Origin of the sequence: Micromonospora sp. HNM0581 (assembly GCF_012726175.1) — a bacterium.
GTDB lineage: Bacteria > Actinomycetota > Actinomycetes > Mycobacteriales > Micromonosporaceae > Micromonospora.
Window position 1 is genome coordinate 313,069 of sequence record NZ_JAASAD010000001.1, and the last position, 22,072, is coordinate 335,140.

General features: G+C 67.1%; 20 protein-coding genes. All 20 read right to left on the reverse strand.

Annotated features, from left to right (window positions below; translation table 11 throughout):
- Positions 1-2: 2 nt before the first annotated feature.
- Complete coding sequence (rpsC, locus tag HCA58_RS01475; protein WP_169595903.1) at positions 3-869, reverse strand: 30S ribosomal protein S3; 867 nt, start codon at positions 867-869, stop codon at positions 3-5.
- Positions 869-1,324 (reverse strand): 50S ribosomal protein L22, encoded by a 456-nt coding sequence (gene rplV / locus HCA58_RS01480; protein WP_164447883.1) that lies wholly within the window; start codon positions 1,322-1,324, stop codon positions 869-871. Before rplV ends, rpsC begins: the two co-directional genes overlap by 1 nt.
- A 40-nt stretch (positions 1,325-1,364) precedes the next feature.
- Positions 1,365-1,646, reverse strand: coding sequence for a 30S ribosomal protein S19 (gene rpsS, locus HCA58_RS01485; protein WP_013735950.1), 282 nt, complete (start codon positions 1,644-1,646; stop codon positions 1,365-1,367).
- 12 nt (positions 1,647-1,658) lie between these two features.
- Positions 1,659-2,498, reverse strand: a complete 840-nt coding sequence (rplB, locus tag HCA58_RS01490; protein ID WP_169595904.1) for a 50S ribosomal protein L2 — start codon at positions 2,496-2,498, stop codon at positions 1,659-1,661.
- 12 nt (positions 2,499-2,510) lie between these two features.
- A complete protein-coding gene (gene rplW / locus HCA58_RS01495; RefSeq protein ID WP_093403611.1) occupies positions 2,511-2,813 on the reverse strand; it encodes a 50S ribosomal protein L23 in 303 nt (100 codons plus the stop codon).
- Positions 2,810-3,460, reverse strand: coding sequence for a 50S ribosomal protein L4 (rplD, locus tag HCA58_RS01500; RefSeq protein ID WP_169595905.1), 651 nt, complete (start codon positions 3,458-3,460; stop codon positions 2,810-2,812). Before rplD ends, rplW begins: the two co-directional genes overlap by 4 nt.
- Positions 3,457-4,122: a 50S ribosomal protein L3 gene (gene rplC, locus HCA58_RS01505; RefSeq protein ID WP_169595906.1), complete on the reverse strand. Its 666-nt coding sequence runs from the start codon at positions 4,120-4,122 to the stop codon at positions 3,457-3,459. Before rplC ends, rplD begins: the two co-directional genes overlap by 4 nt.
- An 11-nt stretch (positions 4,123-4,133) precedes the next feature.
- A complete protein-coding gene (gene rpsJ, locus HCA58_RS01510; RefSeq protein ID WP_007073037.1) occupies positions 4,134-4,442 on the reverse strand; it encodes a 30S ribosomal protein S10 in 309 nt (102 codons plus the stop codon).
- Positions 4,443-4,793: 351 nt separating this feature from the next.
- Complete coding sequence (tuf, locus tag HCA58_RS01515) at positions 4,794-5,987, reverse strand: elongation factor Tu (RefSeq protein WP_169595907.1); 1,194 nt, start codon at positions 5,985-5,987, stop codon at positions 4,794-4,796.
- Between the two features lie 222 nt (positions 5,988-6,209).
- Positions 6,210-8,306, reverse strand: coding sequence for an elongation factor G (gene fusA, locus HCA58_RS01520; RefSeq protein WP_169595908.1), 2,097 nt, complete (start codon positions 8,304-8,306; stop codon positions 6,210-6,212).
- Between the two features lie 74 nt (positions 8,307-8,380).
- Positions 8,381-8,851, reverse strand: a complete 471-nt coding sequence (gene rpsG, locus HCA58_RS01525; RefSeq protein ID WP_093403604.1) for a 30S ribosomal protein S7 — start codon at positions 8,849-8,851, stop codon at positions 8,381-8,383.
- A gap of 1 nt (position 8,852) precedes the next feature.
- A complete protein-coding gene (rpsL, locus tag HCA58_RS01530) occupies positions 8,853-9,227 on the reverse strand; it encodes a 30S ribosomal protein S12 (RefSeq protein ID WP_013735958.1) in 375 nt (124 codons plus the stop codon).
- A gap of 536 nt (positions 9,228-9,763) precedes the next feature.
- On the reverse strand, positions 9,764-10,138 hold the full coding sequence (locus HCA58_RS01535) for a hypothetical protein (protein WP_346775837.1): 375 nt from the start codon (positions 10,136-10,138) through the stop codon (positions 9,764-9,766).
- 438 nt (positions 10,139-10,576) lie between these two features.
- The gene (locus HCA58_RS01540; protein WP_169595910.1) at positions 10,577-10,942 is read right to left on the reverse strand and encodes a hypothetical protein; all 366 of its coding nucleotides are present in this window, start codon (positions 10,940-10,942) and stop codon (positions 10,577-10,579) included.
- Between the two features lie 159 nt (positions 10,943-11,101).
- Positions 11,102-15,016 carry a DNA-directed RNA polymerase subunit beta' gene (locus tag HCA58_RS01545; protein ID WP_169596158.1) on the reverse strand — a complete coding sequence of 1,305 codons (3,915 nt, stop codon included), beginning with the start codon at positions 15,014-15,016 and terminating at the stop codon, positions 11,102-11,104.
- A gap of 127 nt (positions 15,017-15,143) precedes the next feature.
- On the reverse strand, positions 15,144-18,575 hold the full coding sequence (locus HCA58_RS01550) for a DNA-directed RNA polymerase subunit beta (protein WP_169595911.1): 3,432 nt from the start codon (positions 18,573-18,575) through the stop codon (positions 15,144-15,146).
- Positions 18,576-19,154: 579 nt separating this feature from the next.
- A complete protein-coding gene (gene rplL / locus HCA58_RS01555; RefSeq protein ID WP_169595912.1) occupies positions 19,155-19,544 on the reverse strand; it encodes a 50S ribosomal protein L7/L12 in 390 nt (129 codons plus the stop codon).
- A 55-nt stretch (positions 19,545-19,599) separates the two neighbouring features.
- The gene (gene rplJ, locus HCA58_RS01560) at positions 19,600-20,145 is read right to left on the reverse strand and encodes a 50S ribosomal protein L10 (RefSeq protein ID WP_169595913.1); all 546 of its coding nucleotides are present in this window, start codon (positions 20,143-20,145) and stop codon (positions 19,600-19,602) included.
- Positions 20,146-20,649: 504 nt separating this feature from the next.
- Positions 20,650-21,366 carry a 50S ribosomal protein L1 gene (gene rplA, locus HCA58_RS01565; protein WP_169595914.1) on the reverse strand — a complete coding sequence of 239 codons (717 nt, stop codon included), beginning with the start codon at positions 21,364-21,366 and terminating at the stop codon, positions 20,650-20,652.
- An 83-nt stretch (positions 21,367-21,449) separates the two neighbouring features.
- Positions 21,450-21,881 (reverse strand): 50S ribosomal protein L11, encoded by a 432-nt coding sequence (gene rplK, locus HCA58_RS01570; protein WP_093403591.1) that lies wholly within the window; start codon positions 21,879-21,881, stop codon positions 21,450-21,452.
- Positions 21,882-22,072: the final 191 nt, after the last annotated feature.

Sequence of the window (22,072 nt, forward strand, 5' to 3'; positions counted from 1 at the left end):
TGTCAGCCCTCCTGCTGCGTTTCTGCCGGAGCCGAGGCCGCAGCCGCGACAGCGGCGCTGTCCACCGGCTCGCCACTCGGCGTCTCGGCCTGCTGCGCGACGGTCGTCGCGGCAGCCCGGCCGGCCTCGGTGCCACCGGAGGTCGTGCCGGACGAACCCGACCGACCACGGCGCGACCGATCCGGCCGGTCGCCGCGCTCCCGGCGCGGGCGCGACGGAGCCTCAGCCGGAGCCTCCCGACCCGGCACCGCGTCACCCTTGTAGATCCAGACCTTCACACCGATGCGGCCGAAGGTGGTACGGGCCTCGAAGAAGCCGTACTCGATGTTGGCCCGCAGCGTGTGCAGCGGCACCCGACCCTCGCGGTAGAACTCCGTACGGCTCATCTCGGCGCCGCCGAGGCGACCCGAGACCTGCACCCGGATGCCCTTGCACATCGGGTTCTTCATCGCCGACTGCATCGCCTTACGCATCGCACGACGGAAGCTGACCCGGCTGGAGAGCTGCTCGGCCACGCCCTGGGCGACGAGCTGTGCATCCGACTCGGGGTTCTTCACCTCGATGATGTTCAGCTGTACCTGCTTGCCGGTGAGCTTCTCCAGCTCGCCACGAATCCGGTCGGCCTCCGCACCCTTACGGCCGATGACGATGCCCGGCCGTGCGGTGTGGATGTCGACGCGGACCCGGTCGCGGGTGCGCTCGATGTCGACCTTGGAAATGCCGGCGCGCTCCAGCCCCTTGGACATCATCCGGCGGATCTTGACGTCCTCGCCGATGTAGTCCTTGTAGAGCTTGTCCGCGAACCAGCGGGACTTCCAGTCGGTCGAGATGCCGAGCCGGAACCCGTGCGGGTGAACCTTCTGACCCATTACTCGGCGCCCTCCGTGTTGCTCTGCGTCTCGGCCGGCGCGGTCTGCTTCGCCGGAGCCGCCTTGTTCGCCGACTTCCTCGGCGCGGCCGGCGCGACCGCCTCGACCGCCACGGTGATGTGGCAGGTGCGCTTACGGATCCGGTACGCCCGGCCCTGCGCCCGCGGCTGGAACCGCTTCATCGTCGGGCCCTCGTCCACGAACGCCTCGCTGACGAGCAGCGCGTCGGGGTCCAGCCGCTCGTTGTTCTCCGCGTTGGCGATCGCGCTCGCGAGCACCTTGTACACCTGCTCGCTCGCCGCCTGTGGCGCGAACTGCAGCACCGTGAGCGCCTCCTTCGCGGGCAGGCCGCGGACGAGGTTGACCACCCGGCGCGCCTTCATCGGCGAGATGCGCACGTACCGCGCAACCGCCCGCGCGCCCGGAAGCACCGGAGCGTCGCCCTTTCCTGGCATCGCTGTAACCCCTTGATCCTCTATCCGTATGCCCGCGGCGTCAGCGCCGGCGGCTCTTCCGGTCGTCCTTCTCGTGACCCTTGAACGTGCGGGTCAGCGCGAACTCGCCGAGCTTGTGCCCGACCATCGCCTCGGTCACGAACACCGGGACGTGCTTGCGTCCGTCGTGCACGGCGATCGTGTGCCCGAGCATCTCCGGGATGATCGTCGAGCGGCGCGACCAGGTCTTGATGACGTTCTTCGAGCCCTTCTCGTTCTGCGTCTCCACCTTCTTGAGCAGGTGGTCGTCGATGAACGGGCCCTTCTTCAGGCTGCGAGGCATGTCTTATCTCCCTCAGCCGCGCTTACGCGTGGCGTAGCGACGGCGGACGATCAGCCGGTCACTCGGCTGGCCCTTACGACGGGTGCGGCCCTCGGGCTTGCCCTGCGGGTTGACCGGGTGGCGACCACCGGAGGTCTTGCCCTCACCACCACCGTGCGGGTGGTCGACCGGGTTCATGGCGACACCACGGACGGTCGGGCGCTTGCCCTTCCAGCGCATCCGGCCCGCCTTGCCCCAGTTGATGTTTGACTGGTCGGCGTTGCCGATCTCACCGACACTGGCGCGGCAGCGCACGTCCACCCGCCGGATCTCACCGGACGGCATACGAAGGGTCGCGTACGCGCCCTCCCGACCGAGTAGCTGGATGCCGACGCCAGCGGAACGGGCCAGCTTCGCGCCACCACCCGGCCGCAGCTCCACGTTGTGGATCGTGGTACCGACCGGGATGTTACGCAGCGGCAGGTTGTTGCCCGGCTTGATGTCGGCGCTCGGACCCGACTCGACGGCGTCGCCCTGCTTCAGGTCCTTCGGCGCGATGATGTAACGCTTCTCGCCGTCGGCGTAGTGCAGCAGCGCGATCCGCGCGGTGCGGTTCGGGTCGTACTCGATGTGCGCCACCTTGGCCGGCACACCGTCCTTGTCGACCCGCTTGAAGTCGATGATCCGGTACTGACGCTTGTGACCACCACCCTGGTGCCGGGCGGTGATCCGGCCGTGCACGTTCCGACCGCCCTTCTTGGGCAGCGGAGCCAGCAGCGACTTCTCGGGCGTCGACCGGGTGATCTCGGCGAAGTCCGCGACGCTGGAGCCACGCCGGCCCGGCGTCGTCGGCTTGTACTTACGGATAGCCATTGTCTACACCCCTCAGCTGACCGGGCCGCCGAAGGCCTCGATGCGGTCGCCCTCGGCCAGCTTCACCATCGCCCGCTTGGTGTCCTTGCGCTTACCGAACCCGGTACGGGTCCGCTTACGCTTGCCCTCGCGGTTGAGCGTGTTGACCGTCAGGACACGGACGTTGAAGATCTGCTCGATAGCGATCTTGATCGCCGTCTTGTTCGCGTCCGGGTGCACCAGGAAGGTGTACCAGTTGCGGTTCAGCTCGCTGTAGCTCTTCTCCGAGACGACCGGCGCGACGATGATGTCGCGCGGATCGGCGATCGTGCTCACTTGCCACCCTCCTCGGTGGTCTCGGCCGGCACGCCCAGGAACTCGTCCAGGGCCTCCTTGGTGAAGACCACGTCGTCGGCCACCAGCACGTCGTACGTGTTGAGCTGGCCAGCCTCGATCAGGTGCACCCGCGGCTCGTTGCGCAGCGACACCCAGTTCAACTCGTCGATGCTGCTCAGCACGACCAGCACCCGCCGGGCGGTGGTCAGTTTGGCGAGCGCCGCCAGAGCGGCCTTCGTCGACGGCTTATCGCCCGAGACGAACGCTTCGACGACGTGCACCTGACCGGCACGTGCCCGGTCCGAAAGGGCGCCACGCAGCGCGGCGGCCTTCATCTTCTTCGGGGTGCGCTGGCTGTAGTCGCGCGGCACCGGGCCGTGGACCACGCCACCGCCGGCGAACTGGGGCGCGCGGATCGAGCCCTGACGTGCCCGGCCGGTGCCCTTCTGCTTGTACGGCTTCTTGCCGCCGCCGGCTACCTCACCCCGGGTCTTGGCCTTGTGGGTGCCCTGTCGGGCGGCAGCGAGCTGCGCCACGACGACCTGGTGCATCAGTGCGATGTTGGCCTGCACGTCGAAGATGTCGGCGGGCAGCTCGACCGCACCGGTCTTGGTGCCCTCTGAGTTGAGGACGTCAACGGTGGTCACTTGCCCGCACCGCCCTTCTTCGCCTTGGCCTTGGCCGCGGTACGGACCAGGACCAGCGCGCCCTTGGGGCCGGGAATGGCGCCACGGACGAGCAGGAGGTTGTTCTCGGTGTCGACCGCCTGGACGGTCAGGTTCTGCACGGTGTAGCGCACGCCGCCCATGCGGCCGGCCATCCGGGTGCCCTTGAAGACACGACCCGGGGTGGCGCAGGCACCGATGGAGCCCGGCGAGCGGTGCTTACGCTCGACACCGTGGCTGGCGCGCAGACCGTGGAAGCCGTGCCGCTTCATCGGGCCGGCGTAACCCTTGCCCTTGGTCTTGCCGGTCACGTCGATCGAGGCACCGGCCGGGAACTCCTCGACCGTGACCTCCTGGCCGAGCGAGTAGTCCGCGGCGTCGCTGGTACGCAGCTCGACGATGTGCCGGCGCGGGGCCACGTCGGCCTTGGCGTAGTGCCCGCGCAGCGGCTTCTTGGCCTTACGCGGGTCGATCGTCCCGTACGCCAGCTGGACCGCGGAGTAACCGTCCTTGTCGGCGTCACGAACCTGGGTGATGACGCAGGGGCCGGCCTGAACCACGGTCACCGGGACAACGCGGTTGTTGTCCCAGACCTGGGTCATGCCGAGCTTTGCGCCCAGGATCCCCTTAACTTGCCTGTCCATGTGTCCGGTCCCTACAGCTTGATCTCGATGTCGACGCCAGCCGGCAGGTCGAGGCGCATGAGCGAGTCGACCGTCTTCGGGGTCGGGTCGATGATGTCGATCAGTCGCTTGTGCGTACGCATCTCGAAGTGCTCGCGCGAGTCCTTGTACTTGTGCGGCGAGCGGATGACGCAGAAACGGTTGATCTCCGTGGGCAGCGGCACCGGGCCCGCGACCTGCGCCCCGGTACGCGTCACCGTCTCGACGATCTTCCGAGCCGAGGAGTCGACGACCTCGTGGTCATAGGCCTTGAGCCGGATGCGGATCTTCTGTCCCGCCATGGTGGCTTCTGTTCCTTCTCTCGATGCCGCTGTGTTGCGGGTGCCTGTGCCGGCTGGCACAGAGCCCTCTTCGCCCACCCCCGCGGTCGGGCGTGTCGCGCCCTGGGGCCAGGCTCCGCCCCGGGACACCGGAGCGATCCTGACCGCGGTGGGTCCAAGCGCCGGGTCACACTGAGGCGACCTGAACGCCGCGCGAGGGTGGTTGACGGGCGAGCCGCCAACCACCCCACGCCCGACTGCTCTGCCTACCCGGCGGTTCGGCCGAAGCCCAACACGGGTGGCGAACTGTCGTTACGCAACCTGACTAGTATGCCGCACGACCGGCGGCCGGTCTAATCGGGGTTACCCAGCTCACTTGATGATCTTGGTGACGCGACCAGCGCCGACCGTACGGCCACCCTCCCGAATCGCGAACTTGAGGTTCTCCTCCATCGCGATGGGCTGGATCAGCTTCACGGTCATCGTGGTGTTGTCGCCCGGCATGACCATCTCGGTGCCCTCGGGGAGGGTGACGACACCGGTGACGTCGGTGGTCCGGAAGTAGAACTGCGGACGGTAGTTCTGGAAGAACGGGGTGTGCCGGCCACCCTCCTCCTTGGAGAGGATGTAGACCGTCGCCTCGAACTCCGTGTGCGGAGTCGTGGTGCCCGGCTTCACGACCACCATGCCGCGCTCGACGTCCTCACGCTTGATGCCGCGCAGCAGCAGACCGACGTTCTCACCCGCACGGGCCTCGTCGAGCAGCTTGCGGAACATCTCGATGCCGGTGCAGACCGTCTTCTGCGACTTCTCGCGGATGCCGACGATCTCCACCTCCTCGTTCGGCTTGAGGATGCCGCGCTCGGCGCGGCCGGTGACGACGGTGCCCCGACCGGTGATCGTGAAGACGTCCTCGATCGGCATCAGGAACGGCTTCTCGGTCTCGCGCTCGGGCTGCGGGATCGCCGTGTCAACGGCGTTCATCAGCTCCATCAGGCGACCGGTCCACTCCGGGTCGCCCTCCAGGGCCTTCAGCGCCGAAACCCGCACGACCGGCAGGTCGTCGCCCGGGTACTCCTGGGACGAGAGCAGCTCGCGGACCTCGAGCTCGACGAGCTCCAGCAGCTCCTCGTCGTCGACCATGTCGCTCTTGTTCAGCGCCACGACGATGTACGGCACGCCGACCTGGCGGGCCAGCAGCACGTGCTCGCGGGTCTGCGGCATCGGGCCGTCGGTCGCCGCGACCACCAGGATCGCGCCGTCCATCTGGGCGGCACCGGTGATCATGTTCTTGATGTAGTCGGCGTGACCGGGGCAGTCGACGTGCGCGTAGTGCCGCGCCTCGGTCTGGTACTCGACGTGCGCGATCGAGATCGTGATGCCGCGCGCCTTCTCCTCCGGCGCCTTGTCGATCTCGTCGAACGGCGTGTACGGGTTCAGGTCCGGGAACTGGTCGTGCAGGACCTTGGTGATGGCCGCCGTCAGCGTCGTCTTACCGTGGTCGATGTGACCAATGGTGCCGATGTTGACGTGCGGCTTAGTCCGCTCGAACTTCGCCTTCGCCACTGGTGTCCTCCTGTGGACTTCTTGGTTCGTTCGCCCCGGCGCGCCAGGAGCGGCGCTTAGGACTCTGTCGACAGCCTTTCCGGCCTGACGGCCGGAGAGCTTTGTGGGTTCTGCGGCGATGAAGCCTACAGGCCCGGAATTCACACAATCCGACCGAGGTGGTCGCGGTCGGGGATCTCCTCCCGCGACCACCATCGGATCACCGATCAGATCAGGTGAGCGTCACTCACCCGTCGCCTTGGCGATGATCTCCTTGGCCACGGAGGTCGGAACCTCCGCGTAGGAGTCGAACTGCATGCTGTAGCTAGCCCGGCCCTGGGTCTTCGACCGCAGGTCGCCGACGTAGCCGAACATCTCCGACAACGGCACCAGGGCCCGGACGACACGGGCGCCGCTGCGCTCCTCCATCGCCTGGATGATGCCGCGTCGGGAGTTGAGGTCGCCGATGACGTCACCCATGTTCTCCTCGGGAGTGGTGACCTCAACAGCCATCATCGGCTCGAGCAACGCGGGATCGGCCTTGCGGGCCGCGTCCTTCATCACCATCGAGCCAGCGATCTTGAATGCCATCTCCGACGAGTCGACCTCGTGGTACTGGCCGTCCAGCAAGGTCAGCTTGACGCCGACCAGCGGGAAGCCGGCGAGGATGCCGTACTGCATGGCGTCCTGCGCGCCCGCGTCCACCGAGGGGATGAACTCCCTTGGGATACGCCCACCGGTAACGGCGTTCGCAAACTCGTAGGTCGGTGCGTCGTTGCCCAGCGGCAGCGGCTCCAGACTGACGATCACCCGCGCGTACTGGCCGGATCCACCGGTCTGCTTCTTGTGGGTGTACTCGACCTTCTCCACCGTGCGGCGGATGGTCTCGCGGTACGCCACCTGCGGCTTGCCGATGTTCGCCTCGACGTTGAACTCACGGCGCATCCGGTCGACCAGGATGTCCAGGTGCAGCTCGCCCATACCGGAGATGACCGTCTGGCCGGTCTGGTCGTCCAGCTTGACGCGGAAGGTCGGGTCCTCCTCGGCCAGCCGCTGGATGGCGGTGCTCAGCTTCTCCTGGTCGGCCTTGGTCTTCGGCTCGATGGCCACCTCGATGACCGGCTCGGGGAAGGTCATCGACTCCAGGATGACCGGATTCGCCGGGTCGCAGAGGGTGTCACCGGTGGTGGTCTGCTTCAGCCCCTGCACCGCGATGATGTCGCCAGCCTTGGCGGAGCCGCGCTCCTCCCGCTTGTTGGCGTGCATCTGGTAGATCTTGCCGACCCGCTCCTTGCGGTCCTTCGTGGAGTTGACCACCTGGGACCCGGATTCGACCACGCCGGAGTAGACCCGGACATAGGTGAGCTTGCCGAGGTGCTTGTCAGTCTGGATCTTGAACGCCAGGCCGGAAAAAGGCTCCGACGTGGAGGGCTTACGCTGCATCGGCGTCTCACCGTCGGTCGCCGTACCCTCGATCGCCGGGATGTCCAGCGGCGAGGGCAGGTACTCGATGACGGCGTCGAGCATGGGCTGCACGCCCTTGTTCTTGAAGGCCGAGCCGCAGAGCACCGGGTTGGCCTTGCTGGCGATGGTGGCGCGCCGGATGGCGGCCTTGATCTCCTCGAGGGCGATCTCCTCACCCTCCAGGTACTTCTCCATCACCGAGTCGTCGACGTCGGCCAACGTCTCCATCAGCTTCTCGCGCCACTCCGCAGCGGAGTCGGCCAGCTCGGCCGGGATCTCCTCGATCGCGTAGTCCTCACCCTTCTGGGTCTCCCCGCGCCAGGTGAGGGCGCGCATCTCGACCAGGTCGACGACGCCGATGTGGTCACCTTCGAGCCCGATCGGGATCTGGAGCACCAGCGGGGTGGCGTTCAGCCGGTCGATCATCATCTGCACGCAGCGGAAGAAGTCGGCACCCGTCCGGTCGAGCTTGTTGACGAAGCACATCCGCGGGACGTTGTACTTGTCCGCCTGACGCCAGACGTTCTCCGTCTGCGGCTCCACGCCGGCCACGCCGTCGTAGACCGCGACCGCACCGTCCAGGACTCGCAACGACCGCTCCACCTCGACCGTGAAGTCGACGTGGCCGGGCGTGTCGATGATCTGGATCGTGTGGCCCTTCCACTCGCACTTCGTGGCGGCGGAGGTGATGGTGATACCGCGCTCCTGCTCCTGCTCCATCCAGTCCATGACGGCAGCGCCCTCGTGGACCTCACCGATCTTGTACGTGATACCGGTGTAGAACAGGATTCGCTCGGTGGTAGTGGTCTTACCGGCATCGATGTGCGCCATGATGCCGATGTTGCGTACGTTGGCGAGCGCGTCTGCGGCGGCCACTTCAATCCCTACTTATCGTCGTCCCGACACAACTGGTGGCGGTCCCGGCACCTGATGGCACCGGGACCAGGGTGTTACCAGCGGTAGTGCGCGAAGGCCTTGTTGGACTCGGCCATCTTGTGCGTGTCCTCGCGCCGCTTGACAGCGGCACCGAGGCCGTTGCTCGCGTCGAGCAGCTCGTTCATCAGCCGCTCGATCATGGTCTTCTCACGCCGGGCGCGGGCGTAGGTCACCAGCCAGCGCAGGCCCAGCGTGGTGGCCCGGGCCGGCCGGACCTCGACCGGAACCTGGTAGGTGGCGCCACCGACACGGCGGCTGCGCACCTCGAGGGTCGGCTTGACGTTGTCCATGGCGCGCTTGAGGGTGACGACCGGGTCGGTGCCGGACTTCTCCCGGCAGCCCTCCAGGGCGGCGTAGACGACGCGCTCGGCGAGCTGACGCTTGCCGCGCAGCAGAATCTTGTTCACCAGCTGCGTGACCAGCGGCGAGTTGTACACCGGGTCAGCGACCAGCGGTCGCCGCGGAGCAGGTCCCTTACGCGGCATGTCAGCTCTTCTCCTTCTTCGCGCCGTAACGGCTGCGCGCCTGCTTGCGGTTACGGACGCCCTGGGTGTCCAGCGAACCGCGAACGATCTTGTAACGCACACCGGGGAGGTCCTTCACCCGGCCACCACGCACGAGCACGATCGAGTGCTCCTGCAGGTTGTGCCCGACACCGGGGATGTAGGCGGTCACCTCGACCTGGCTGCTGAGCTTGACACGAGCGACCTTGCGCAGCGCCGAGTTCGGCTTCTTCGGGGTGGTGGTGTACACCCGGGTGCACACGCCCCGCCGCTGCGGAGATCCCTTGAGCGCCGGGGTCTTGGTCTTGGTCGTCTTCGCCTGACGGCCCTTTCGGACCAACTGCTGAATGGTGGGCACCGGGTTTCTCCGCTCCCTTCGGCCACTGTTCGTGGCCGCGCCGTCTGCCGTAGCCGATCTGGTGACCGGCCCTCCTACATTCCGGCCAGGGCCACCTCACGGAGGTCCCGGCACCCGCGGTCGGGCGTGTCGCCCTGGTCGCGGTTCCCCGTACGGCGCTCGCGCGCTGATCCGGGGTCTGTCACCGGCACACGGGTCGCCGCAGGCCGGATCTCTGGCTCAGTCGTGGTGCCGTCCGAACATCGGAACACCGTCTCCGGCGCACGCACGAGTTGCCCGGGCTGGCCCGGGCACAAGGGGAAAGAGTACCTACCACAGCCGTGCAGGTCAAAACGGAAGACCTGCCGGACGTCAAACCACTTGCCGGCTCGCCTCTGTCGCCCCGCCCGCCCATGATGGGCACCTACGGACACCAGTGTACCGGCTCAACCGGGCACCGGCCCGCGAGCCCCCGAGCCCGCCGTTTCCTGGCCCGACGATCGGGCGGCGTCCGCATCGAGGGCCTCGGGCGAACCGAGACGAGACCCGACCTCCACTCACTGGGCCAGAACCAACAGCAAGGCCAGCCCCACCCCAAGCAAACAGAGCAACAGGCCGACCCCACCACAGCTGACCCCTGCGACGGCCAGGCCACGTCCGGTGAACCGGACCGCCGGAGGAGGCGCGGGGCGTCGAATCTGCCGCATCCCGAGCAGCCCGGCCACCACTGCGCCAGCGCCGGTCAGACCACCCAGGGCCGCGAAGGCACCCGCCGCCCAGGCTCCGTTCGCCCCTCCCCCGACGGCGCCGAAGCAGACGACCAGGATCGAGACCAGGATCGACGTGACACCCGCCACCAGTGAACCGACCGCCAGACCGGAAGCGACCGGAGGCACGTCCAGGTGTACCACCGCGAACGGGGTCCCGGGCACCGGCTCCACCCGCCTCGGCGGCCGGGAACGCTCCTGCGAGGGTGGCGGCGGCATCCAGCCCGTACCGCCGACTGGCCACCTCGCGGCCGACGGCACCCACGGCACCGGGCCGGCTGCCGGTGTCCCGAGGGCGGCGGAGGAAGGCGACGCCGAGCCGGGCGGCGGGCCGAGAGGAGGGTAGACAGGCGATACTCCGGGTGCTGACGGCGACGACGTCGGTGTGTCGGTCTCCTCCCGGTCCGGCCTGGACCACACCGTCAGATCGGTGTCGGGGCACCCGGCGGTGGGCTGAGCGGATTCGCCGCTCTCGGGACGCGCCGGTTCCGTCACGGGATCCTCCTCGTCGGGCAGCGTCCACGCACCGCGCGACGGACACCGGTCAGGCTACCGCCGGCAGTCCGGCCCCGGTGCCCGGCGCGGTGGCTCACAGTCGCCCACTCAGTCGACGTTCGGCGCGAAGTCCTGCCCGTACGGCGCCTCGGCGAGCCGGACCACCCCGATCACCAACGCCACCACCAGGCTCACCGCGACCAGCACCAGGCCCGTCCAAGCCAGCCGCTCGCCGCGACGCAGCCAGGCCGCCCCGGTGAGGAAACCCGCCGAGGCGTACGCCTCCCGACGCGCCTGTCGAGCCAGCTGCAGGGCCACAGTGGCCGGCACCACGCCACCGATCAGCAACCCCGTCATAGCCGCCATCAGACCAAGGGCGAAAACCGCCCGGGCCTTGGTCGCCCGGACCGGATCCGGGTCCAGCGGGTGACGCGGTGCCGACGCGAGGGGCGCCGATCCGGGTGCGATCGTCATGACCACATGATGCCTCCGCCGACGGACGTCCGCGCCGTACCCGACGCACGAGGTTCAACTGCGTGCCGCAACCGTCCCCACAGAGCCGGCAGACGGGCGGACACACGAGAAGGCCCCGGCGCAGGGCGCACACCGGGGCCTTCCACGTCACTACGCGAGCTAGCGGTACGACCCGAAGTCGAAGTCGTCCAGCGGAACCGCCTGGCCGCTGGCCGGCCCGAAGCCGTAGTCGGTCTCCGGGTACCCGGTCATCGAGTAGACCTTGGCCTTCGCCTCCTCGGTCGGCTCCACCCGAACGTTGCGGTACTTGCTGATACCGGTACCGGCCGGGATGAGCTTACCGATGATCACGTTCTCCTTGAGACCGATGAGCGAGTCGCTACGGGCGTGGATCGCCGCGTCGGTGAGCACCCGGGTGGTCTCCTGGAAGGAGGCCGCCGAGAGCCAGGAGTCGGTGGCCAGCGAGGCCTTGGTGATGCCCATCAGCACCGGGCGACCGGCAGCGGGTTCGCCGCCCTCGCCGACGAGCCGGCGGTTCTCCGACTCGAACAACGCCCGGTCGACGAGCACACCCGGCAGGAACTCGGTCGAGCCGGAGTCGATGACCGTCACCCGCTTGAGCATCTGGCGAATGATGATCTCGATGTGCTTGTCGTGGATCAGCACACCCTGGGAGCGGTAGACCTCCTGGACCTCCTGGGTCAGGTGGACCTGGACCGCCCGGGGGCCGAGGATGCGCAGCAGCTCGTGTGGGTCGATGGTGCCCTCGGTGAGCTTCTCGCCGACCTCGACGTGGTCGCCGTCGTGGGCCCGCAGCCGGACCCGCTTCGAGATCTTGTCATAGACGATCTCGTCGCTGCCGTCGTCCGGGATCACCACGATCTTGCGCGACCGCTCGCCGTCCTCGATCCGGATCCGGCCGGGGGTGTCGGCGATAGGTGCCTTGCCCTTCGGGATCCGAGCCTCGAAGATTTCCTGGACACGCGGCAAACCCTGGGTGATGTCCTCACCCGCGACACCACCGGTGTGGAAGGTACGCATCGTCAGCTGAGTACCCGGCTCACCGATGGACTGAGCGGCGATGATGCCGACCGCCTCACCGACGTCGACGATCTTGCCCGTCGGCAGCGAGCGACCGTAGCACGCACCGCAGACGCCCAGCTTCGACTCGCAGGTGAGCACGCTGCGCACCCGGACGGTCTCGACCCCGGCAGCGACGATCCTGTCGACCAGGATCGAGTTGATGTCCGCGCCCCGCTCGGCGACGACGGTGCCGTCCGGCCCCTTGATGTCGTCGGCCAGGGTACGGGCGTGCACGCTGGTCTCCGCGTGCTCGTGCACCACGAGAGTGCCACCTTCGGCGGCCACCGCACTGCTGGCGTCGATCCGCTGACCCACCTGCATCGGGATGGCCCGGTCGGTGCCGCAATCCTCCTCGCGGATGATGACGTCCTGCGAGACGTCCACCAGACGTCGGGTCAGGTAACCCGAGTCGGCGGTACGCAGGGCGGTGTCCGCGAGGCCCTTCCGCGCACCGTGCGTGGAGATGAAGTACTCCAACACGGACAGACCCTCCCGGTAGCTGGCCTTGATCGGCCGCGGGATGATCTCACCCTTCGGGTTGGCCACCAGACCACGGATCGCCGCGATCTGCCGGAGCTGGAGCAGGTTACCGCGAGCACCCGAGTTGATCATCTTCCAGAGCGGGTTCTCCTGCGGCAGCGCGGTGTCCATCTCCTTGGCGACCTCGTTGGTCGCCTTGGTCCAAATCTCGATGAGCTCGCCGCGACGCTCCTCGGCGGTCATCAGACCACGCTGGTACTGCTTGTCGATCCGGTCAGCTTCCTTCTCGTACCGCTCCAGGATCTCCCGCTTACGCGGCGGAGCGATGACGTCCTCCATACCGATGGTCACGCCGGACCAGGTGGCCCAGTGGAAACCGGCCTCCTTCAGCCCGTCGAGGGTGGCAGCGAGCGCCACCTTCGGGAACCGCTCGGCGAGGTCGTTGACGATCGCGGAGAGCTGACCCTTGCGGATCTCGTAGTTCACAAAACGGTAGCCCTGCGGCAGGGTCTCGTTGAACAGCACCCGGCCGAGGGTGGTCTCCACCGTCAGCGGCTCACCCGGCACCCAGTCGTCGGGCGCGGTCCACGGCTGCCCACCGGCACCGTTGTCCACCTCGACGACGTCCCGAAGCCGGATCTTCACCGGCGCCTGCAGGTGCAGCTCACCATTGTCGTACGCCATCCGCGCCTCGGCGTCCGAGCTGAACGCCCGGCCCTCCCCACGCTCACCGGCGGTGAGGTGGGTCAGGTGGTAGAGCCCGATGACCATGTCCTGGGTGGGCATGGTCACTGGCTTGCCGTCAGCCGGCTTGAGGATGTTGTTCGACGACAGCATCAGGATCCGCGCCTCGGCCTGAGCCTCGGCGGACAGCGGCACGTGCACCGCCATCTGGTCACCGTCGAAGTCGGCGTTGAACGCGGTACACACCAGCGGGTGGATCTGGATCGCCTTACCCTCGACCAGCTGCGGCTCGAAGGCCTGGATGCCGAGTCGGTGCAGGGTCGGTGCCCGGTTGAGCAGCACCGGGTGCTCCCCGATGACCTCTTCCAGCACGTCCCACACGACCGGCCGCTGCCGCTCGACCATCCGCTTGGCGGACTTGATGTTCTGGGCGTGGTTGAGGTCGACCAGCCGCTTCATCACGAACGGCTTGAACAGCTCCAGCGCCATCTGCTTGGGCAGGCCGCACTGGTGCAGCTTGAGCTTCGGGCCGACCACGATCACTGAACGGCCGGAGTAGTCGACACGCTTACCCAGCAGGTTCTGACGGAACCGGCCCTGCTTGCCCTTGAGCATGTCGGACAACGACTTGAGCGGACGGTTACCCGGTCCCGTGACCGGCCGGCCGCGGCGGCCGTTGTCGAACAGCGCGTCGACGGCCTCCTGCAGCATCCGCTTCTCGTTGTTGACGATGATCTCGGGTGCACCGAGGTCGATCAGTCGCTTGAGCCGGTTGTTCCGGTTGATCACCCGGCGGTAGAGGTCGTTCAGGTCACTTGTCGCGAACCGGCCACCATCGAGCTGCACCATCGGGCGCAGATCCGGCGGGATGACCGGCACGCAGTCCAGCACCATGCCGAGCGGCGAGTTGCGGGTGTTCTGGAACGCCGCAACGACCTTGAGCCGCTTGAGCGCCCGGATCTTCCGCTGGCCCTTCCCGGTACGGATGGTCTCCCGCAGATTCTCGGCCTCGGCCTCAAGGTCCATGTTCTGCACCAGAGCCTTGATCGCCTCAGCACCCATGCCGCCGGTGAAGTACTCACCGAAGCGGTCACGCAGCTCGCGGTAGAGCAGTTCGTCGGTGACCAGCTGCTTCGGCTCCAGCTTGCGGAAGGTGTCGAGCACCTCGTCCAGGCGGTCGATCTCGCGCTGGGCCCGGTCGCGGATCTGGCGCATCTCGCGCTCTCCGCCCTCCTTGACCTTGCGCCGGACGTCCGCCTTCGCGCCCTCGGCCTCCAGCTCGGCCAGATCTGCCTCGAGCTTGGCCGCACGCTTCTCGATCTCCGAGTCGCGGCTGTTCTCCGACTGACGCTTCTCGGCCAGGATCTCGTTCTCGATGGTCGAGAGGTCACGGTGACGCGCTTCGGCATCAACGCTCGTCACGACGTACGAGGCGAAGTAAATGATCTTCTCGAGGTCCTTCGGGGCGAGGTCCAGCAGGTAACCCAGCCGGCTCGGCACGCCCTTGAAATACCAGATGTGGGTCACCGGAGCCGCAAGCTCGATGTGGCCCATCCGCTCACGGCGGACCTTCGAGCGGGTCACCTCGACGCCGCAGCGCTCACAGATGATGCCCTTGAACCGGACCCGCTTGTACTTGCCGCAGTAGCACTCCCAGTCCCGCTGCGGACCGAAGATCTTCTCGCAGAAGAGCCCGTCCTTCTCCGGCTTGAGGGTGCGGTAGTTGATCGTCTCGGGCTTCTTGACCTCGCCGTGCGACCACTGACGAATATCGTCCGCGGTCGCCAGCCCAATTCGCAACTCGTCGAAAAAGTTGACGTCGAGCACGTTCAAATCCCTCACACGTCGCTTGGTGCGTCAGCAGCTCACCGGGTTTTGGTTTCGGGGCGGGGTGACCCACGAAGGATCAAACCTGACCGCCCGGAGTGGGTCGCCCCGCCCCGAAACCCCAACGTCACACTTCCTCGACCGAGCTCGGCTCACGCCGGGACAGGTCGATACCCAGTTCCTCCGCGGCCCGGAACACCTCGTCGTCGGTCTCACGCATCTCCAGGGCCACGCCGTCGCTGGAAAGCACCTCGACGTTGAGGCACAGCGACTGCAGCTCCTTGAGCAGCACCTTGAACGACTCCGGGATGCCCGGCTCCGGGATGTTCTCGCCCTTGACGATGGCCTCGTAGACCTTCACCCGGCCGAGAACATCGTCGGACTTGATCGTCAACAACTCCTGCAGGGCGTACGCGGCACCGTAGGCCTGCATCGCCCAGCACTCCATCTCACCGAAGCGCTGACCACCGAACTGCGCCTTACCACCCAGCGGCTGCTGCGTGATCATCGAGTACGGGCCGGTCGAACGAGCGTGGATCTTGTCGTCGACCAGGTGGTTGAGCTTCAGGATGTAGATGTAACCGACCGCGATCGGGTCAGGCAGCGGCTCACCGGAACGACCGTCGAACAACTGCGCCTTACCGGAGGAACCGATCAGCTGCCGACCGTCACGGTTGGGCAGGGTCGAGGCGAGCAGACCGGAGATCTCCTCCTCCCGGGCACCGTCGAAGACCGGAGTGGCCACGTTGGTGTCCGGCACGGAAGAGTCGGCACCGATGCCCTGGAGCTGCCGCTTCCACTCGGCGTCGTCACCCTCGACCTGCCAGCCCGTCTTGGCCACCCAGCCCAGGTGAGTCTCCAACACCTGGCCGATGTTCATCCGGCTCGGCACACCCAGCGGGTTGAGCACGATGTCGACCGGGGTGCCGTCCTCCAGGAACGGCATGTCCTCGATCGGCAGGATCTTGGAGATGACGCCCTTGTTGCCGTGCCGGCCAGCGAGCTTGTCACCGTCCTGGATCTTCCGCTTCTGCGCGACGTAGACCCGGACCAGTTCGTTGACCCCCGGCGGCAACTCGTCGCCGTCCTCCCGGGAGAAGGTACGCACCCCGATGACCGTGCCGGTCTCACCGTGCGGCACCTTCAGAGAGGTGTCCCGGACCTCACGGGCCTTCTCGCCGAAGATCGCGCGAAGCAGCCGCTCCTCCGGGGTCAACTCGGTCTCACCCTTGGGCGTGACTTTGCCGACCAGGATGTCACCCGGGACGACCTCGGCTCCGATCCGGATGATCCCACGCTCGTCCAGGTCGGCGAGCATCTCCTCGCTGACGTTCGGGATGTCGCGGGTGATCTCCTCCGGGCCGAGCTTGGTGTCCCGTGCGTCGACCTCGTGCTCCTCGATGTGGATCGAGGTGAGCACGTCCTGCTGCACGAGGCGCTGCGACAGGATGATCGCGTCCTCGTAGTTGTGCCCCTCCCAGGTCATGAACGCCACGAGCAGGTTTCGCCCGAGCGCCATCTCGCCCTCGTCGGTGCACGGACCGTCGGCGATGACCTGGCCGGCCTCGACCCGGTCGCCCTCGAAGACGACCGGCTTCTGGTTGACGCAGGAGCCGGCGTTGGAGCGGCGGAACTTGTGCAGGAGGTACGTCCGACGGTGGCCGTCGTCCTGGTGGACGGTGATGTAGTCGGCGCAGAGATCCTCGACCAGGCCACCGACCTCGGCCACGACCACGTCGCCGGCGTCGACGGCGGCACGGTACTCCATGCCGGTGCCGACCAACGGGGACTCGGCCTTGACCAGCGGCACCGCCTGGCGCTGCATGTTCGCGCCCATCAGGGCCCGGTTCGCGTCGTCGTGCTCGAGGAACGGGATCATCGCGGTCGCGACCGAGGTCATCTGCCGCGGCGACACGTCCATGTAGTCGACGGCGGCCGGCGTCACGTCCTCGGTCTCGCCGCCCTTACGACGGACCAGGACGCGGTCCTCAGCGAACGAGCCGTCGGCCCGCAGCGGCGCGTTGGCCTGCGCCTTGACGAACCGGTCCTCCTCATCCGCGGTCAGGTAGTCGATCTGGTCGGTGACCCGACCGTCGATGACCTTCCGGTACGGCGTCTCGATGAAGCCGAACGGATTGACCCGGGCGAAGGTGGACAGCGCGCCGATCAGACCGATGTTCGGACCTTCCGGCGTCTCGATCGGGCACATCCGGCCGTAGTGGGACGGGTGCACGTCACGAACCTCGAAGCCGGCCCGTTCCCGGGACAGACCACCTGGGCCGAGCGCGCTCAGCCGACGCCGGTGGGTCAGACCCGCCAGCGGATTGGTCTGGTCCATGAACTGGGACAGCTGCGAGGTGCCGAAGAACTCCCGGATCGCGGCGACCACCGGACGGATGTTGATCAGGGTCTGCGGCGTGATCGCCTCGACGTCCTGGGTGGTCATCCGCTCGCGGACGACCCGCTCCATCCGGGACAGGCCGACCCGAACCTGGTTCTGGATCAACTCACCCACGGTACGCAACCGCCGGTTACCGAAGTGGTCGATGTCGTCGGCCTCGTAGCCCTCCTCACCGGCGTGCAGCCGGCAGAGGTACTCCACGGTGGCGACGATGTCGTCCTCGGTCAGCGTGCCGGTGGTGATCGGCACGTCCAGCTCGAGCTTCTTGTTGAACTTGTACCGCCCGACCTTGGCTACGTCGTACCGCTTCGGGTTGAAGAAGAGGTTGTCGAGCAGGGTCTGGGCGTTCTCGCGGGTCGGCGGCTCGCCAGGGCGCAGCTTGCGGTAGATGTCGAGCAGCGCCTCGTCCTGACCGGCGATGTGGTCCTTCTCGAGCGTCGTCATCATGAGCTCGGACCAGCCGAACTTCTCACGGATCTGCTCGGCCGACCATCCGATGGCCTTGAGCAGCACCGTGACGGCCTGTCGACGCTTCCGGTCGATGCGTACGCCGACCGTGTCGCGCTTGTCGATGTCGAACTCCAGCCAGGCACCCCGGCTGGGGATGACCTTGACGCTGGAGAGGTCGCGGTCGGAGGTCTTGTCCGGCTGCTTGTCGAAGTACACGCCCGGCGACCGGACGAGCTGGCTGACCACCACACGCTCGGTGCCGTTGATGATGAAGGTGCCCTTCGGCGTCATCATCGGGAAGTCACCCATGAACACCGTCTGGCTCTTGATCTCGCCGGTGGTGTTGTTGGTGAACTCCGCGGTCACGAACAGTGGCGCACAGTAGGTGAGGTCCTTCTCCTTGCACTCCTCGATCGAGGCCTTGACCTCGTCGAAACGCGGCGCAGAGAAGGAGAGCGACATGGTGCCGGAGAAGTCCTCAATGGGACTGATCTCGTCGAGAATTTCCGCGAGACCCGAGCGTGCGTGCGGGTCGTTCGCCGACCGGCCCTGCCAAGCCTCGTTGCCGACGAGCCAGTCGAAGGACTCGTTCTGAATGGCAAGGAGGTTGGGGACCTCGAGGTGTTCGGTGATCCGACCGAAGGAAACTCGGCGGGGAGCGAATGCGCTCGACGTACGACTGGTCTTCGCAGGGCGGGAAGCTGCCAAGATGCGTCCTTCCGAGGACCGGTGCTGCAGAACGGCTGGTACGCGTGCACTCCAATGACCCCACCGAGAAATATCCACATGCGGACATTTCCGAGCAGGGGTCAAGTCGGAAGGCAGCGCAAACTAGCAGTGTAGCCGAGAGGCTAACCGCTGTCCAGCCCACCCCGCAGGTCGTTGCGGAACGCGCCTCGGGCTCCCTCGAACGGGTCTCACCGGGCCGCTCGGAACGCAACGTCCCTGTCGGGCCGCTTGGGTCTGCGTGGCGAGTGGTGCTGCCGCTGCAATACCCGCGCGGTGGCCGTCGCAAGCGCGGAAGGTCTTGCTGATGTCAGCGTGCCTGGCAGGCCAGGGTCGCGTCAAGGGCCCTTGTCTGCATCGGGCGCCCTTTCCCACCCACGAGCGAGCCCGACGGCAGGATCGACGCAGCACACAGCCAGCCCGAACCACAGTCGACGCCCTGCTCAGGGCGATCAAAGGCAGGGCACGAACACGGCGGGCGGCGATCCACTGTCGGATCGCCGCCCGCCGTGACGTGATGTGCCCGGTTCCTACGAGCCGGACCGCCAGGTGGGACTCAGGTCACTTGAGAGTGACCTTGGCGCCCTCGCCCTCGAGCTTGGCCTTGGCCTTCTCGGCGGTCTCCTTGTTGGCCTTCTCCAGGACCGCCTTCGGAGCGGCCTCGACCAGGTCCTTGGCCTCCTTGAGGCCCAGGCCGGTCAGCTCCCGCACGACCTTGATGACCTGGATCTTCTTGCCACCGTCGGCGTCGAGGATGACGTCGAACTCGTCCTTCTCCGGCTCGGCCTCGGCGGCAGCGCCGCCGGTGGCCGGACCCGCCATCATCATCGCGGCCGGAGCGGCGGCGGTGACCTCGAAGGTCTCCTCGAACTGCTTCACGAACTCGGAGAGCTCGATCAGCGTCATCTCCTTGAACGCGTCGAGCAGCTCGTCGGTGCTGAGCTTCGCCATGTCTGGCGTCCTTTCCTCATGATTCAAACTAAGAACGTGGTGCACCGGCGCGGTCTCAGGCCGCCTCGGTGCCTTCCTTCTCGCGCTTGTCCTGCAGTGCAGCCGCCAACCGGGCGGTCTTCGACAGCGGGGCCTGGAACAGGGCCGCAGCCTTGCTCAGGTTGCCCTTCATCGCGCCGGCCAGCTTGGCCAACAACACTTCGCGGGACTCCAGGTCGGCGAGCTTCGTGACCTCGGCCGCGGAAATGGCCTTGCCCTCGAAGACACCGCCCTTGATGACGAGCTTCGGGTTGGCCTTCGCGAAGTCGCGAAGACCCTTCGCCGCTTCGACGACGTCGCCCGAAACGAAAGTCAGCGCGGTAGGACCGGTGAACAGCTCGTCAAGGCCGGAGATGCCCGCGTCCGCCGCAGCACGCTTGGCCAGCGTGTTCTTGGCAACCGTGTAGCTGGTCTCCTTGCCGAGTGAGCGCCGCAGCTGGGTTAGCTGGGAGACCGTCAGACCGCGGTACTCGGTCAGCACGGTGGCACCCGCGCTGCGGAAACTCTCGGTCAGCTCTGCGACGGCCGTGGCCTTGTCGGCCCGGATCGGCTTGTCCGCCATGTCCCTCCTCTCTCGTTGCTCGAGGCTGATCCACCGTCGCAGGTGAGCCTGTGACGGGGCCTAGGTGCCGAGACAACAGAAGAGCCCCGGCGCAGGCGCTCGGGGCGAGGGACGGCGGGATCAGACGGTCGTCGAAGGACCACCGGAAGCTGCCGATGTCGCTTGCCGCCCTGCGCGGGTCGCCCGTTGTCGCGGGACCTTCGACCGTGCCGAGGCACGGTGACCAGCGGTCTCTGGGTGGAACTTCACGCACAACAAGCTGTGCGACGTTACGAGGTTACGCGACCCGGCACCGACCTGCCAAACCGCCCCTAAGTACGGCTGGTCACCGCCGTGCAACAGCACGCAGAACAGCCGACCACGCACCACGTCGATGATGCCGGTCGACGGAGGCACCGGAACACAGCAGCGCCGACCGAGACGATGATCCGGCCGGTCCGGCGGGCACAAAGGACGCGGGGCTCCGCCACCAGGTGGCGGAGCCCCGCAGCGCGTAGGTCTTGCTCAGCTGTCGGCCGAACCCTCCTGCAGGTTCTTCACCACATTCGGGTCGACCGGTACGCCCGGCCCCATCGTGGTGGTGAGGGTGACCTTCTTGAGGTACTTACCCTTCGCGGCCGACGGCTTGGCCCGCAGCACCTCGTCGAGGACCGCCGCGTAGTTGTCGACCAGCTGGGCCTCGGAGAACGAGGACTTACCGATAATCAGGTGCAGGTTCGAGTGCTTGTCCACCCGGAAGGTGATCTTTCCGCCCTTGATGTCGGACACGGCCTTGGTGACGTCCATGGTCACCGTGCCGGTCTTCGGATTCGGCATCAGACCGCGCGGGCCCAGGATCCGCGCGATCCGGCCGATCTTGGCCATCTGGTCGGGGGTAGCGATCGCCGCGTCGAAGTCCAGCCAGCCGCCCTGGATCCGGGCGACCAGTTCGTCGGTGCCGACCTCGTCGGCGCCGGCGGCGACAGCCTCCTCGGCCTTCGCGCCAGCCGCGAAGACAATCACACGGGCGGTCTTGCCGGTGCCGTGCGGCAGGTTGACCGTGCCGCGGACCATCTGGTCCGCCTTGCGGGGGTCGACGCCGAGGCGCATCGCGACCTCGACCGTGGCGTCGAACTTGACGGCGGTGGTCTCCTTGGCCAGCTTGACGGCCTCGACCGGGGTGTAGAGCTTGGACCGGTCGATGACCTCGGCGGCCTTGCGGTAGCTCTTGCTGCGTTGCATCTGCTGTTTACTCCTGTGGTCTCTGGCGGGCCGCGATGCTCGCGTGCCCTCCCACGATCCGTACGGTTCGGTGTCAACCGACGTCAGTCGGTGACGTTCAGACCCATCGACCGGGCGGTACCGGCGATGATCTTCTCAGCCTGGTCGAGGTCGTTGGCGTTCAGGTCAGCCATCTTCTTCTCGGCGATCTCCCGCAGCTGGGCACGGGTCACCGAGCCGACCTTCTGCGTGTGCGGGACACCCGAGCCCTTCTGCACACCGGCAGCCTTGATCAGCAGCCGGGCGGCGGGCGGGGTCTTCAGCACGAAGGTGAAGGACCGGTCCTCGTACACACTGATCTCGGCGGGGACGATGTCGCCCCGCTGCGACTCGGTCTGCGCGTTGTACGACTTGCAGAACTCCATGATGTTCACGCCGTGCTGACCGAGCGCAGGACCGACCGGCGGTGCCGGGGTGGCCTGGCCTGCCGGCAGCTGAAGCGTGAACGTCTTGACGAGCTTCTTCTTCGGAGGCATGTCTCTTCCTGGGGCTTGGAACTGGGAAAGGTTCACACGACACAACCATCGGTGCACGCACGGTCAGCGCGCATGCGACGGCGGCGACGTTCTAGGGTAGCGCAGACCTGATTCCCGGCAGCCACGGAGGTTGGCCAGGCAGGTGAACCCGACGGCGTCGGCAACCGGCGACCTGTCGCCGGTTGCCGACG